General features: G+C 72.7%; 14 protein-coding genes and 1 pseudogene. 7 read left to right on the top strand and 8 right to left on the bottom strand.

All coding sequences use genetic code 11. The annotated features are described in order from the left end of the window. Positions 1 to 54 precede the first annotated feature (54 nt). Complete coding sequence (locus tag ACWD0A_RS25755) at positions 55 to 486, top strand: Fur family transcriptional regulator (RefSeq protein WP_177152456.1); 432 nt, start codon at positions 55 to 57, stop codon at positions 484 to 486. 153 nt (positions 487 to 639) lie between these two features. On the opposite strand, the gene ACWD0A_RS25760 is transcribed toward ACWD0A_RS25755, so the two are convergent. From ACWD0A_RS25760 to recO, 4 genes are all read right to left on the bottom strand, one after another. After that, positions 640 to 1179, bottom strand: a complete 540-nt coding sequence (locus ACWD0A_RS25760) for a YcxB family protein (protein ID WP_451301789.1) — start codon at positions 1177 to 1179, stop codon at positions 640 to 642. 79 nt (positions 1180 to 1258) lie between these two features. Beyond that, on the bottom strand, positions 1259 to 1780 hold the full coding sequence (locus ACWD0A_RS25765; protein ID WP_451301791.1) for a YcxB family protein: 522 nt from the start codon (positions 1778 to 1780) through the stop codon (positions 1259 to 1261). 34 nt (positions 1781 to 1814) lie between these two features. Further along, positions 1815 to 2660 carry an isoprenyl transferase gene (locus ACWD0A_RS25770; RefSeq protein WP_451301793.1) on the bottom strand — a complete coding sequence of 282 codons (846 nt, stop codon included), beginning with the start codon at positions 2658 to 2660 and terminating at the stop codon, positions 1815 to 1817. 14 nt (positions 2661 to 2674) lie between these two features. Next, the gene (gene recO / locus ACWD0A_RS25775; RefSeq protein ID WP_177152452.1) at positions 2675 to 3421 is read right to left on the bottom strand and encodes a DNA repair protein RecO; all 747 of its coding nucleotides are present in this window, start codon (positions 3419 to 3421) and stop codon (positions 2675 to 2677) included. A 246-nt stretch (positions 3422 to 3667) separates the two neighbouring features. Between recO and ACWD0A_RS25780 the strand changes: the two genes are divergently transcribed. The 3 genes and pseudogenes from ACWD0A_RS25780 (at position 3668) to ACWD0A_RS25790 (ending at position 4838) form a co-directional block, all read left to right on the top strand. Then, a complete protein-coding gene (locus tag ACWD0A_RS25780; protein WP_451301795.1) occupies positions 3668 to 3940 on the top strand; it encodes a benzoate/H(+) symporter BenE family transporter in 273 nt (90 codons plus the stop codon). Next, on the top strand, positions 3919 to 4281 hold the full coding sequence (locus ACWD0A_RS25785; RefSeq protein ID WP_451301797.1) for a benzoate/H(+) symporter BenE family transporter: 363 nt from the start codon (positions 3919 to 3921) through the stop codon (positions 4279 to 4281). Before ACWD0A_RS25780 ends, ACWD0A_RS25785 begins: the two co-directional genes overlap by 22 nt. A 43-nt stretch (positions 4282 to 4324) precedes the next feature. Further along, positions 4325 to 4838: pseudogene (locus tag ACWD0A_RS25790) on the top strand (DinB family protein). Positions 4839 to 4844: 6 nt separating this feature from the next. Here ACWD0A_RS25790 and ACWD0A_RS25795 read toward each other — a convergent pair. Further along, the gene (locus ACWD0A_RS25795; RefSeq protein ID WP_177152450.1) at positions 4845 to 5060 is read right to left on the bottom strand and encodes a hypothetical protein; all 216 of its coding nucleotides are present in this window, start codon (positions 5058 to 5060) and stop codon (positions 4845 to 4847) included. Between the two features lie 399 nt (positions 5061 to 5459). On the opposite strand from ACWD0A_RS25795, the gene ACWD0A_RS25800 reads away from it, so the two are divergent. Then, entirely contained in the window at positions 5460 to 6827 is a 1368-nt protein-coding gene (locus ACWD0A_RS25800) for an FAD-dependent oxidoreductase (RefSeq protein ID WP_451301799.1), read from the top strand. 65 nt (positions 6828 to 6892) lie between these two features. Here the strand turns inward: ACWD0A_RS25800 and ACWD0A_RS25805 are convergent, their stop codons facing one another. Beyond that, positions 6893 to 7732, bottom strand: a complete 840-nt coding sequence (locus ACWD0A_RS25805) for a trypsin-like serine peptidase (RefSeq protein WP_451301801.1) — start codon at positions 7730 to 7732, stop codon at positions 6893 to 6895. A gap of 576 nt (positions 7733 to 8308) precedes the next feature. On the opposite strand from ACWD0A_RS25805, the gene ACWD0A_RS25810 reads away from it, so the two are divergent. Both ACWD0A_RS25810 and ACWD0A_RS25815 read left to right on the top strand, forming a co-directional pair. Then, a complete protein-coding gene (locus tag ACWD0A_RS25810; protein WP_451301803.1) occupies positions 8309 to 9889 on the top strand; it encodes a LuxR C-terminal-related transcriptional regulator in 1581 nt (526 codons plus the stop codon). Between the two features lie 147 nt (positions 9890 to 10036). Continuing rightward, positions 10037 to 11440 (top strand): FAD-binding oxidoreductase, encoded by a 1404-nt coding sequence (locus tag ACWD0A_RS25815; RefSeq protein WP_451301805.1) that lies wholly within the window; start codon positions 10037 to 10039, stop codon positions 11438 to 11440. A 25-nt stretch (positions 11441 to 11465) separates the two neighbouring features. Here ACWD0A_RS25815 and ACWD0A_RS25820 read toward each other — a convergent pair whose 3' ends face one another. Together ACWD0A_RS25820 and ACWD0A_RS25825 are read right to left on the bottom strand one after the other, a co-directional pair. Further along, entirely contained in the window at positions 11466 to 12125 is a 660-nt protein-coding gene (locus tag ACWD0A_RS25820; RefSeq protein ID WP_451301807.1) for a response regulator, read from the bottom strand. Continuing rightward, positions 12122 to 13348, bottom strand: a complete 1227-nt coding sequence (locus tag ACWD0A_RS25825; protein WP_451301809.1) for a sensor histidine kinase — start codon at positions 13346 to 13348, stop codon at positions 12122 to 12124. The genes ACWD0A_RS25820 and ACWD0A_RS25825 overlap by 4 nt, the downstream gene beginning before the upstream one ends. Positions 13349 to 13522: the final 174 nt, after the last annotated feature.

Consider the following 13522-nt stretch of genomic DNA (forward strand, 5'->3'; position numbering starts at 1 on the left):
GCGGGCCTGGCAGAATGGCCCGACACATTGTGCGGGCGAGGCAAGGAGGCTCCTGTGACCACGGCGCCAACCGGCGGGAACACCGCCCCGGTGCGAGGCCGGTCCACCCGGCAGCGTGCCGCGGTAGCGGCGGCGCTGGACGAGGTGGACGAGTTCCGCAGTGCGCAGGAGCTGCACGACATGCTCAAGCACCGCGGCGACTCGGTGGGCCTGACGACGGTCTACCGCACGCTCCAGTCGCTCGCCGACGCGGGCGAGGTGGACGTGCTGCGCACGAGCGACGGCGAGTCGGTGTACCGGCGCTGTTCGACGGACGACCATCACCACCACCTGGTGTGCCGGATGTGCGGCAAGGCGGTGGAGGTCGAGGGCCCGGCCGTGGAGCAGTGGGCGGAGACGATCGCCGCCCAGCACGGATACGTGAACGTGGCGCACACGGTCGAGATCTTCGGCACGTGCGCGGAGTGCGCGGCGAAGGCGAACTGACCGCCCGCGCGCGCCCGGCGCGGCGTGACCGCCGCCCCCGTGGCGTGCGACGCGCTGATCGCTGACCCGGTGCCGGGGCGGCCGAGGCCCGCCGTCCCGAGGCCCGGCACGACGCGGAGGCGGTCCTCGCCCGGTCCTGACGGTCCCGGACGGTCACACCCGCCGGACGTGCTCGTCGAGCAGGGCGCGCAGGCGGTCGACGTCGTCCGGGGCGGAGACGCCCCGCTTGGGGAGGACCATCACACCGACACTGTGCTTGTCGGCGGTGAACAGCACGAACAGCTCGTCGGTCTCGGCGTAGCGGGGGTACATCTCCCAGTTGGTGGTGCTCGTGCTGTCGCGCGTGGTCAGGCGTATGCCGGTGTCGTCGACGGTGGCGTCGAACTCGCCCTGCCGGGCGGCCAGCGGGTGGAGCTGGCGGGCCTGGAGCGAGGGCAGCAGATAGAGGCTGCCGAAGGCGAGGACGGTGAGGGCCACACCGGCGACGAGGACGGTGAGGTCACCGTCGCCGACGGCGGTCTGCAGGGCGACGACGCCGATGCCCATGACACCGGTGAAGAGCAGCAGGCGGCGGGTGCGGCGGCCGGAGGGGGTGGCGCGCATCCGGGCGTTCAGGGCGCCCGCCATGTCAGCGACGGTGGGCTCGTAGCGGAGCGCCACCGTCTGTCCGTCCTGCTGCTGCACCTCTGCCACGGTCCCTCCCGTACACGACTGCCGAGCCGTGATCGTATCGGCGGACACGCTCAATTCCCACGCGGGGTGCAGGTGTTGCTCACAGCCTCGGCAGGTGCCGGTCGAGCATCGCGCGGAGCCGGTCGGCGTCCCCGGCATCGCGCAGGCCCCGCTTGGGCAGGACCTCCACCCACATGACGCCCCGGTCCCGGCTGAGAAGGACGAATCCGTCGGCGGTCTCGCGGTGGCCGCGGAAGACGGTCCAGCGCTGGGTGAGCGCGCAGTGGTCGGTCACGGCCGTCACGCCGTCCTCGGTGACCGTCGTGCGGTAGTCGCCCTGCCACGCGACGACGCGCAGCATCTGCGAGGCGTGCAGGTGCGGGATCGCCCACACGAAGGCGCCGATCAGCAGGGGCACCACGGCCGGCCCGCGCGAGGCGGGAGCGAACGCCGGCAGGATCCCCCAGGCCAGGAGAAGGGCGGTCACGATCCACCGCACCCACGTCATTCGCCGGTATCTCTCGCGCACGCGGACCGCGGTCAGAATGTCGGCGCGCGTCGGCCGGTAGACCAGCTCGACCGCTTCCGTCGTGTGTTCGGTGTCCCGCCCCTGGTGATCCATGGGCGGGACCCTAGCGGCGCCCCGTCCGCGCCCGTCAGCCGGCTTCCCCGTCCGGCCGGCCCTGCATCGCCAGCAGCTCCTCGTTGGGGACCGCGCCGCCGAAGCGGCGGTCGCGCTGGGCGTACTCGAGGCAGGCGCGCCACAGGTCGCGGCGGTCGAAGTCGGGCCACAGCACGTCCTGGAAGACCATCTCGGCGTACGCACTCTGCCAGAGCAGGTAGTTGGAGGTGCGCTGCTCGCCGCTCGGGCGCAGGAACAGGTCCACGTCCGGCATGTCCGCGTAGTACAGGTACTTGGCGAAGGTCTTCTCCGTGACCTTCGCCGGATCGAGCTTCCCGGCCTTCACGTCCGCCGCCAGCGCCTGTGCCGCGTCCGCGATCTCGGCCCGGCCGCCGTAGTTCATGCAGAAGTACAGCGTGAGCCGGTCGTTGTCCTTGGTCTGTTCCTGGGCGATCTGGAGCTCCTTCGCCACCGACCGCCACAGCTTGGGCATCCGGCCCACCCAGCGCACCCGGATGCCGAGTTCGTCGAGCTGGTCGCGTGTCTTGCGGATGAAGTCCCGGTTGAAGTTCATGAGGAAGCGCACCTCGTCGGGCGAGCGCCGCCAGTTCTCGGTGGAGAACGCGTACAGGGAGACGCTTCCGACGCCCATCTCGATCGCGCCCTGCAGCACGTCCAGCACGCGCTCGGCGCCGACCTTGTGGCCCTCGGTGCGCGGCAGGCCGCGGTCCTTGGCCCAGCGGCCGTTGCCGTCCATGACGATCGCCACGTGCTTCGGCACGAGCTCGCCGGGAATCCTCGGCGGGCGCGCCCCCGACGGGTGCGGCTCGGGGACCTTGTACTCGCGGCGGGACCGGCCCAGGATTCCGCGTCGTGCCATGCGGCTCACATCTCCTATTTCTCTACGTATCTGAGCGAGCGCAGGCCGCGCTCCAGGTGCCAGTGCAGATAGGCGGACACGAGTCCGCTGCCCTCCCTGACATGACGCGCCTCGCACGCGTCCGCCGTCGCCCAGTCGCCGGTGAGCAGCGCGCTGAGCAGGCCGATGGCCTCCGCCGAGGGTACGACGCTGCCCGGTACCCGGCAGTCGCCGCATATGGCGCCGCCCGCGGCGACGGAGAAGAAGCGGTTGGGGCCGGGCAGTCCGCAGCGGGCGCAGTCGTCGAAGCTGGGGGCGTAGCCGTTGACCGCGAGGGACCGCAGCAGGAAGGCGTCGAGCACGAGCCCCGGCGCGTGCTCGCCCCGGGCGAGGGTCCGCAGGGCGCCGACGAGCAGGAGGTACTGCTGGACGGCCGGCTCGCCCTCGTGGTCGGTGAACCGCTCCGCGGTCTCCAGCATCGCCGTGCCGGCGGTGTAGCGGGCGTAGTCGGTGACGATGGCGCCGCCGTAGGGCGCGATGGTCTCCGACTGGGTGCACAGCGGCAGCCCGCGGCCCACGAGCTCGCTGCCCCGGGCGAAGAACTGCACGTCGACGTGCGAGAAGGGCTCCAGCCTGGCTCCGAACTTGGACTTGGTGCGCCGCACGCCGCGCGCGACGGCCCGTACCCGTCCGTGACCGCGAGTGAGCAGCGTGATGATGCGGTCCGCCTCACCCAGCTTCTGGGTGCGCAGGACGACGCCGTCGTCGCGGAACAGGCTCATGGGCCCATTCTCCCGTACCCCGGGGGCCGCCGGGCACGGGCCGGTCGATCCGCCGGCCGCTCCTCGGCCGCATGGTGGCGGTGTCGCCCGGGGACCGGCGCGGGTGCCGGACGTCACCGGCCGGATGCGCCCCGGGTCTTCTCGCATCCTGAAACTCCCGCCCGCCGTCCCCCCGCCCGGCGGAGAATCCCCGACGAACCGCGCTGCCGACCCGACCAGGCCCCGACGCGGGCCGCGGAGGACCCGTTGAGCCCTGGCACATCCACCGACTCCCAGGCCACCACCCGGCACCCGGACTCCGCTCCGGCCTCCGCCGGGAAGCCGTCCCGACTGTGGCGCGACGCCTCCCTGTCGGCGGTGCCGGCCGGGTTCGTGGCCGTCGTCGTCTCCTACTCGGGCCCGCTGGTGATCGTGCTCACCGCCGCCACGGCGGGCGGCCTGTCCACCGCCGAGACGGGCTCCTGGATCTGGGCGATCTCCATCGGCAGCGGCCTGACGTGCATCCGTGCATCGGTCTGAGCCTGCGCACCCGGATGCCGGTGATCACCGCGTGGTCGACGCCGGGTGCCGCCCTGCTGGTCACCAGCCTGGGTGCGTACTCGTACGCGGAGGCCGTCGGCGCGTTCCTCGTGACCGGGGCGGTGATCACGCTGGTCGGTCTGACCGGGGTCTTCGGCCGGCTGATACGCCAGGTCCCCGGCGCGGTCGTGTCCGCGATGCTCGCGGGCATCCTCTTCTCGTTCGGCGCCGGGGTCTTCACGTCGCTGCGGACGGGCCCGTGGATGTCCTGTCCCATGTCGCCCTGTCGCGCCGCACGACGCGTGCCCGGGCCTGACCGTCGCCTTTCCACCGGCCGGTAAACGTGGTGCGGCCGCGACGGGCGCTGCGCCAGCGTCCGCGGCCATGACGCCATCCCGCATCCGGCCCCCCTTCTCTGCGGACGAACCGACGCAACTCCTCGGCTGGTTCGACATGCAGCGTGCGATCGTGCACTACAAGTGCGAGGGCCTGTCCGACGAGGACGCCCACCGCGCGGTCCTGCCCCCCCTCGCCCCTGATGACCATGGCGGGGATCGTCTCCCACCTGCGCTGGGTCGAGCACGCCTGGTTCGAGGTACTGTTCCTCGGCCGCCCGGCCGAGGGACCGCAGTTCGTCGACGAGCCCGAGGACGCGGACATGCGGGCGGAGGGCATCCCACTCGCGCAGCTCCTGGACGAGTACGAGAAGCAGTGCGCGGTCTCGGACGAGATCATCGCCGCCCACGGCTTCGACGAGGTCAGCCGCCATCCAGACTTCACGTCCGGCCAGGCGTCGCTGCGCTGGATGCTGATCCACATGATCGAGGAGACCGCCCGGCACGCGGGACACATGGACACGATCCGGGAGCTCCTGGACGGCGAGACCGGTTACTACTGAGCCGGCTCAGGGCAGTTCGCCCCGGCTGCGGGCGTTCACGTACGCCGTCGTCGCGCTGATCCGCTCCGCCGCCGTCGCGGGCCGCACCTCTTCCGGGGAACACTCCCACTCCCGGCCACCGCCGACGGGTCTCAGCGAGAGGAACGGACCGGCCGGCCCCATGAGCCGGCCCACCCGGCCGGTGCGGGTGTCGACGACGTACGTACCGATGGGCAGGGTCATGGCGTACGGCCCCCTTCCCTGGGCAGAGCTGCCGCGATCAGGCGGACAGTGTCCACCGCGCGGCACCCCGATTCGACGAGCGGACACGGCGTGTCCCGAGCGTTCCCATTCTGCTCCGGATTCACCTTTCGCATGCGGAGCGTCACGCTGAGCGAGTATGCTGGAGAAGCCTGTGCCCACGCCAAACCAGGAGCGGGGCAAGGGCGTTGTCCCCATGGTCGAGGCCGCGTGCACCGCAATCCTCGGTGCCGCTCCCTCGCGGCTCGTCATCAAGCAGACCTTTGAGCACCCATAAGCCGACCTTATGAGGTCATAGACCAGGGGTGAGTACAGACTTAGGCAAGCCTTTGTTTAGGGTGGCCGACGAGCCAGTTGTCGCCGCTCGAAGGGAACCTGAACATGCCCCGCCCCCTGCGGGTAGCCATCGTCGGAGCCGGCCCCGCCGGGATCTACGCCGCCGATGCGTTGCTGAAGTCCGAGGTGGCCGCCGCCGAGCCCGGCGTCTCCATCGACCTCTTCGAGCGGATGCCCGCGCCCTTCGGCCTGATCCGTTACGGCGTCGCCCCCGACCACCCGCGGATCAAGGGCATCATCACGGCCCTGCACCAGGTGCTCGACAAGCCGCAGATCCGGCTCTTCGGCAACGTCGACTACCCGAACGACATCAGCCTCGACGACCTGCGCTCCTTCTACGACGCGGTGATCTTCTCGACGGGCGCGACCGCGGACCGCGCGCTCGACATACCCGGCATCGACCTCGACGGCTCGTACGGTGCGGCGGACTTCGTCTCCTGGTACGACGGACACCCGGACGTACCCCGCACCTGGCCGCTGGAGGCCGAGAAGGTCGCGGTGCTCGGCGTCGGCAACGTCGCGCTCGACGTGGCCCGCATCCTCGCGAAGACCGCGGACGAGCTGCTGCCGACCGAGATCCCGCCGAACGTCTACGACGGGCTCAAGGCCAACAAGGCCCTGGAGGTCCACGTCTTCGGGCGGCGCGGCCCCGCGCAGGCGAAGTTCAGCCCGATGGAGCTGCGCGAGCTCGACCACTCGCCGAACATCGAGGTCATCGTCGACCCCGAGGACATCGACTACGACGAGGGCTCGATCGAGACCCGCCGCGGCAACAAGCAGGCGGACATGGTCGCGAAGACCCTGGAGAACTGGGCGATCCGCGACACCGGCGACCGCCCGCACAAGCTGTTCCTGCACTTCTTCGAGTCCCCGGCCGAGATCCTCGGCGAGGACGGCAGGGTCACGGGCCTGCGCACCGAGCGCACGCAACTCGACGGCACGGGCAACGTGAAGGGCACGGGCGAGTTCAAGGACTGGGACGTCACCGCTGTCTACCGCGCGGTGGGCTACCTCTCGGACGAACTGCCCAAGCTTCCCTGGGACGTGGAGTCGGGCACGGTCCCGGACGTGGGCGGCCGGGTCGTCGAGGAGTCCGGCGAGCACCTGTCGTCGACGTACGTGACCGGCTGGATCCGGCGCGGCCCGGTCGGCCTGATCGGCCACACGAAGGGCGACGCGAACGAGACCGTCGCGAACCTGCTGGACGACCACGCGAACGGCCGTCTCCGGACGCCGGCCTCGCCGGACCCGGAGGCGGTGGAGTCCTTCCTCGCGGACCGGAACGTCCGCTACACGACGTGGGACGGCTGGTACCGGCTGGACGAGGCCGAGAAGGCGCTGGGTGAGCCGCAGGGCCGCGAGCGCGTGAAGATCGTCGAGCGCGAGGACATGCTCAGGGCGAGCGGCGCGTAACGCGCGCGGACCGTGCGGACGGCCGGTTCCGGGGCTCACGGCCCCGGAACCGGCCGTCCTTCACGTCACGGCTTGGGGACCGCGCAGCCCGCCCGGTTCAGGTCGATCCGGCTGCCGGGGCCGATGCAGGGCACGAGCGTGTGGGTCTGCTGCCCGTAGTTGATGCCCTCGCGCACCGTCACGTTGCCGCTCTCGTCGACCTCGCACGGGTTGTTGTCCGTGCAGCGTCCGCCGTCCTCGTTGCCTGTGTTGTTGACGGCGACGACCTTTCCGGTGGCGGCGTCGACGACCGGGGAGCCGGAGGTTCCGCCGATGGTGTCGCAGCTGGAGGTGTAACGGATCGAGTCCTTCCAGGTCCAGGCGCCTTCCTTGAGAAGGTGGGCGAAGCCGTCGATGTCGCAGCTGTAGATCCGCTTCCAGTAGCCCGAGACGACCTTGATGGCCGTGCCCGCGGCCGGACGGGCGTCGTTCAGCTCCAGCGCCCTGATGCCGTAACGGGACTCGATCTGCCCGTAGGTGCTGGTGAGTTGGTACAGCGAGACGTCGGTGTCCGTCATCGTCCCGTACGCGATCTTGCCGGCGCGCAGAGTGGCGACGCGGCTGCCCGCCGAGTCGAGCAGGCTGAAACTGCGCGAGGACCGCCGGTCGACCACGACCTCACCGGGCGCGGGGAAGCCCGTCTCCAGGCAGTGGCCGTTGGACAGCACGAGTGCGGGGTCGCTCGGCCGCGAGGCGGCCGTCCTGACGACGGAGCCGGAACAGTTGCTGAGCGCGACGGTTCCGGCGAAGTCCACCGCCTGTGCCTCGACCGCGGGTTCGCCGGCGGTCTCGGCGGCGACTGCCGGCGCGGCGCCCGCCCCGAGGAGGGCGAGGGCGAGCAGGGTGCCGGCGAGAGGCTTGTTCATGTGGGGGTCCCCTCAATGCGACGTGAGTGGCCGATGTGACGGCCCGAGTTGTCATGCGCATTGTTGGTGTGGCGGGATGCCCCGACAAGGCGTGCTTTTCGGCCACGCGTGACGGCCGCGACGGGCGGCAGGGTGCGGCCCGTGCCGGGCTGGCCGGTGTCGGTTCGCGGGCGCTCCCTGAGGGCGGCAAGGCCCCCGCCCCCGAGAGACGCCGGTGTCCCGGCGGCCGGGGGCTTCTCCCGGCCGCCGGCCCGGGAACGGTGGTGGACGGCGGCGAGCCGCCCGCAGGACGTGGTCGGCGGTGGCGCCGCGGGCGAGGGCCGGCTCGGCGGGCACCGACGGCCGGGCCGTCGGGGCTTCCCCGAGTACAGGGGCGCTTCTAGGCTTGGGGTGGAAGGGAGCGCGGCCATGGGCGTTCAGGCGGCGCCCTCCGTCGAGCGGGCGCGGGACGCGGCGGCCCGGGACTCGTGGGCCGAGGCGTAAGTCCTGCTGCGTGCCCTCGACGGCGCGGGCCCCGGTGCCCTCGGACCCGCCGACCTCGACATCCTGGCCGACGCGGCCTGGTGGTCCGGGCACGTGGACGAGTCGGTGGACGCGCGGCTGCAGGCGCATGCCGGGCACGAGGCCGCGGGCGACCACCGGCAGGCGGGCTGCACCGCGTGGTGGCTCTCCTTCGAGTACCGCAGTCTCGGCCGCCCCGGCGCGGCCGCGGGCTGGCTGCACCGGGCCCGCCGCCACCTGGAGCACGAGCCCGAGTGCCCCGAACAGTGCTTCCTCGCCTGGACCGACGCCGAAGAGGCCCAGCGGAACAGCGACCCCGGTGCGGCGCTGGCGGCCGCCCGCCGGATGTGCCGCATCGCGGAGCACTCCGGCAGCCCGGACCTCATCGCCCTGAGCCGCCAGGCGCACGCCGCCGTCCTGCTCGCGGACGGCCGCCGGGAGGAAGGGCTCGCCCTGCTGGACGACGCGATGTGCTCCGTCACGGCGGGTGAACTGAGCGGCATGTTCACGGGGCTGCTCTACTGCCTGGCCCTGACCCAGTGCATGGCGGCGGCGGACTTCCCGCGGGCCGCCGAATGGACCGATGCCGCCATGGCCTGGTGCTCCGTCCCGTGGTCGGAGCACGTCACGCCGCCGTCGGACGGCGCACCACGGGACCCGGTCGAGGGCGGCCCTGCCGTCCCCCTCACGGACAACCCCTTCCGCGGACTGTGCCGCGTCCACCGCGTGGAGGTGCTGGATCTGCTCGGCGCCTGGCCGCTCGCCGCCGCCGAGGCGGAGCGGGTCTGCGCCGAGGTCCTGCCCGACTGTCTCGAGGCTGCCGCGGCCGCCCACTACGCGGCCGGTGAGATCGAGCGCCGCCGCGGGCTGCTCGACGCCGCCGCCGTCTCGTACGCGCACGCCCACGAGCTCGGCCTCACCCCGCAGCCGGGCCTCGCTCTGCTCCGCCTGGCCCAGGGCAAGGCGGACGCCGCCGTGACCGGCCTGCGTCTGGCCCTCGCGGCCCGGAGCGAGGCGCCCGGCGACCTGCTGGGCCGTGCCCGGCTGCTCGACGCGCTGACCGAGGTGGCCCTGGCCGTCGGCGACGTGGAAAGGGCCGAGCTCGCCGTCGAGGAACTCCGGACGCTCGCGGGCTCCGGCCCCGCGGACCCCGGAGCGACCCTGCTGCACGCCATGGCCGACACCTCCCGTGGCGCCCTCGCCCTCGCCCGGCGCGGCGGCGGAGACCCTGGTGCGGCGCTGCGGATTCTGCGCCGCGCGCTGGCCGGCTGGCGGGAGATGCGCATCCCCTACGAGGCCGCGCAGGCCCGGATGCTGCTGGCCGCCGCGTACCGGGCGGCCGGTGACGACGAGGCCGCCCGGCTGGAGCTGCGGGCCGCCCGGACCGCCTTCGAACAGCTCGGCGCGGTCCCCGACGCCCGGCGCGCGGCGGCGCTGCTGAGCAAGCGGACCATGACGCTGCCGGACGGCCTCACCCGGCGGGAGGCCGAGGTGCTGCGGCTGGTCGCGGCGGGCGGCACCAACCGGGACATCGCCCACGACCTGGTGATCAGCGAGCACACCGTCGCCCGGCACCTGAACAACATCTACGCCAAGCTCGGCGTGACCTCACGCGCCGCCGCCACGGCCTACGCGTGCTCCCGCGGCCTGGCCTGACGCCCCTTCGCCGGGCATGGGCCGTTCTGCCCATATCCGCTGCGCGCCCGAAGTGGACGGTTCGGTCGATGCGTACGGCGCCGCCCGCGCCTAGAACGGACGAGTGAGGCAAGGACCGCCCCGCAGGACCCGAAAGCTGGTGCCGTCATGACCGCGCTCATCACCCCCTCGGCCTCCGCCAGGCCGCTGCCCGCTCCGGTCCTGGACCTGCTGCACGACACCGTGCGCGGCGACGTCGTCGTGCCCGGCGATCCGGCGTACGACGAGGCCCGCCGCGTCTACAACGCGCTCCACGACCGCCGCCCGGCCGTCGTCGTACGGGCCGTCGACGCGGGCGACGTGATCTCCGCCGTGCACATCGCGCGCGACCACGCCCTGCCGCTCGCCGTCCGCGGCGGCAGCCACGCGGTCGCCGGGTACGGCACCTGCGACGACGGACTCGTCGTCGACCTGTCCCGGATGCGTTCGGTCCGCGTGGACCCCGTCGCCCGCACCGCCCGTGCCGAGGGCGGCTGCACCTGGGGCGACTTCGACCACGCCACGCACGCCTTCGGGCTCGCCACCACCGGCGGGGTGATCTCCACCACCGGGATCGCCGGCCTCACCCTCGGCGGCGGCATGGGAAACCTCGCCCGCCGCTGCGGCCTGAGCTGCGACAACCTCCTGTCGGCCGACGTCGTCACGGCCGAGGGCACGCTCGTCGCCTGCGACGCCGAGCGGCATCCCGACCTCTTCTGGGCACTGCGCGGCGGGGGCGGCAACTACGGCGTCGTCACGTCCTTCGAGTACCGGCTGCACCCGGTGGACGACGTCCTCGGCGGCGTCGCCCTCTATCCGCTCGACGGCGACGTCGTGCGCCGCTGGCGGGACATGAACGCGGACGCGCCCGAGGAGCTGAACACCATCCTCGTCGTCCTCCTCGGGCCCGAGGTCCCGTTCCTTCCCGAGCGCTGGCACGGCCGCCCCGTCTGCGCCGCCCTCACCTGCTTCAGCGGCCCCGCCGACGAGGACGGCAAAGTCCACGCGCAGCTCGCCGAACTCGGGCCTGTCGTAGGCAAGTTCGTCGAGCGGATGCCGTACCCGGTCGTCAACACGCTGTTCGACGAGGACCTGCCGCCCGGCCTCTACCACTACTGGAAGGGCAACTTCAGCCGCGAACTGACCGACGGCGCCATCGACGTCCACATGGCCTACGGCGCGACGCTGCCCTCGATGGAGAGCGACACCGCAATCTTCCCCATCGACGGCGCCTGCCATCGCGTCGGGGCGGAGGACACCGCGTTCGCCTACCGCGACGCCCGCTTCTCCGCCGCCTTCGGCGCCTCGTACACCGACCCCGCCGACACCGCGCACAACATCGCCTGGACGCGCGCGTACGACCGGGACCTGCGCCCGCACACCGAGGAGGCCGGCTACATCAATTTCATGGACACCGACGACCAGAGCCGGGTACGCGCCAACTACCGGCAGAACTACGACCGGCTGCGCGCGGTCAAGCGGCGGTACGACCCCGGGAACCTGTTCCGGCTCAACCACAACATCGCGCCGTGAGTGCCTCGGCCCGCTCGTCCCGGCGCTACTCGCCGCCCGGCGTCACCAGGCCCGACTCGTAGGCTGCGATGACGAGTTGGGCCCGGTCACGGGCGCCCAGCTTGCCCATGATCCGGCTCACGTGCGTCTTGGCCGTGAGCGGGCTCAGGCCCAGGGACTCGGCGATCTCCGTGTTGTTGAGGCCGCGGGCGACCAGGGTCAGGACCTGGCGCTCGCGGTCCGTGAGGCCGTCGGGGCCGCCCGTGGACGGCAGCCGGGGCGCGCTCAGGACACGGGCGATCAGGCGGGACGTGGGCCCCGGGGAGAGCAGCGACTCCCCCGCCGCGACCGTCCGGATCGCGGCCAGCAGATCGGCCGGCCTGGTGTCCTTCACCAGGAACCCCGACGCGCCCGCGCGCAGCGCCTCGACGATGTGCTCGTCCGTGTCGTACGTCGTGAGCACCAGGACCTTCACGCCCGCGAGGTCCTCGTCGGCGGCGATCAGCCGCGTGGCCTCGATGCCGTCGAGCTCGGGCATGCGGATGTCCATGACGACGACGTCCGCCCGTTCGCTGCGGGCCAGTTCGACGGCCTCGGCACCGGTCCCGGCCTGACCGACGACCTCCATGTCACGGGCCGACTCGACGAGCATCGCGAACGCGGCGCGTACGAGGGTCTGGTCGTCGGCGAGCAGTACGCGGATCATGCGGCGGCCTCCGTGGGCTGCAGGGGCAACATCGCGGCGACCTCGAAGCCGGCCGCGTCCGTGCGCGGGCCGGCCGACAGCGTCCCTCCGACGCTGCGGGCACGTTCCCGCATCCCGATGATGCCGAAGCCGGAGGATCCGTACGGCCTTTCGGCCGCGGGAGACGATGTGCCGTCGTCGGTGACCGTGACATGCAGTTCCCCTCCGCGCCGCTCCAGGGCGACGTCGACACGGGCCCCCGCGCCGCCGTGCCGTACGGCGTTGGTCAGCGACTCCTGCACGATCCGGTACGCGGCGGCCTCCACCGCGGGCGGCAGTGCCCCCTCCCCGGCGTCCAGGGTCAGCCGCGCCCCGGCTGCCCGTACGAGACCGGGCAGCGCGGCGAGGCCCGGCAACGGCCCGTCCCCCTCGGGTCCGTCGGCGCGCAGCACCTCCAACGTGGCGCGCAGTTCGCCGCGCGCGGTGCGGCACGTTTCGGCGATGTCGTCGAGCGCCTTGGCGATCTGGGCGCGGTCGAGGCGGTCGGGGTCGACGGTCAGGACGTGGGACGCGACCGAGGTCTGCACGCCGATGAGGGTGATGGAGTGCGCGAGCAGATCGTGCAGGTCCCGGGCGATGCGCAGCCGTTCCTCCGCGACCCGACGGGCCGCCTCCTCCTCGCGGGTGCGTTCGGCACGCTCGGCACGGCCGACGACCGAGGCGATGTAGAGGCGGTAGACACGCACGTCGACGCCGAAGACGAGGACGGCGAGGATCCAGCCCGAGGTCCGCAGGGCCTCCAGCCCCTCGTGGGCCCCGACGCCGAACATCACGGTGAGCGTGAGGCCGATGACGCCGCCGCCGACGAGCAGCGTGTGCAGCGGGCGGGCGGTGGCGGCGAACGTGTACAGGGCGAGCAGCGACGCCGGGACGGGGGCGGCGTGGGCGTTGTCGAGCGCGTGGTACGGCGCGACGCACAGCAGCACGGCGACGAGCACGAGCCCGGTCCGCGACCGCCGCCACACGAGGGGCACGGCCGTCCCGGCGAGGAGCGCCCACCCCAGGACGTCGGGCCTGCGCCCTTCGTCGACGAACAGGGCGAGGAGGAACGACACGAGCCCGACGCCGGCGGCGAGGATCGCGTCGTTGCGGGCGCGGTGGGGTGCGGTGAGAGGGTCGCGGCTCACCGCGGTGAGCACGCGTTCGCCGAGGCGGGGGCGCGGGGCGGTGTGTGAATCCTGCACGGCTCCATCCTGGTCGCGTTGCCTGCCTTTTCCCCACCCCGCCCCTTCCCGTAACCGGGGGCTCCGCCCCCGGACCCTCCCCCTACGGCCTGGCGGCCGTGGGAGGGAACCCCAGCGCCTCAAGCGCCGGCGGGGCTGATTTCGCGCAGCGAAATCCAGCCCGTCCGGCGCTTG

The sequence above is a fragment of the Streptomyces sp. NPDC002867 genome (genome assembly GCF_053591895.1).

Coding starts and splice junctions, on each gene's coding strand:
- ACWD0A_RS25765 (WP_451301791.1), bottom strand. CDS start 1,780: ATGGATCACCAGGGGCGGGACACCGAACACACGACGGAAGCGGTCGAG.
- ACWD0A_RS25770 (WP_451301793.1), bottom strand. CDS start 2,660: ATGGCACGACGCGGAATCCTGGGCCGGTCCCGCCGCGAGTACAAGGTC.
- recO (WP_177152452.1), bottom strand. CDS start 3,421: ATGAGCCTGTTCCGCGACGACGGCGTCGTCCTGCGCACCCAGAAGCTG.
- ACWD0A_RS25795 (WP_177152450.1), bottom strand. CDS start 5,060: ATGACCCTGCCCATCGGTACGTACGTCGTCGACACCCGCACCGGCCGG.
- ACWD0A_RS25800 (WP_451301799.1), top strand. CDS start 5,460: ATGCCCCGCCCCCTGCGGGTAGCCATCGTCGGAGCCGGCCCCGCCGGG.
- ACWD0A_RS25805 (WP_451301801.1), bottom strand. CDS start 7,732: ATGAACAAGCCTCTCGCCGGCACCCTGCTCGCCCTCGCCCTCCTCGGG.
- ACWD0A_RS25815 (WP_451301805.1), top strand. CDS start 10,037: ATGACCGCGCTCATCACCCCCTCGGCCTCCGCCAGGCCGCTGCCCGCT.
- ACWD0A_RS25820 (WP_451301807.1), bottom strand. CDS start 12,125: ATGATCCGCGTACTGCTCGCCGACGACCAGACCCTCGTACGCGCCGCG.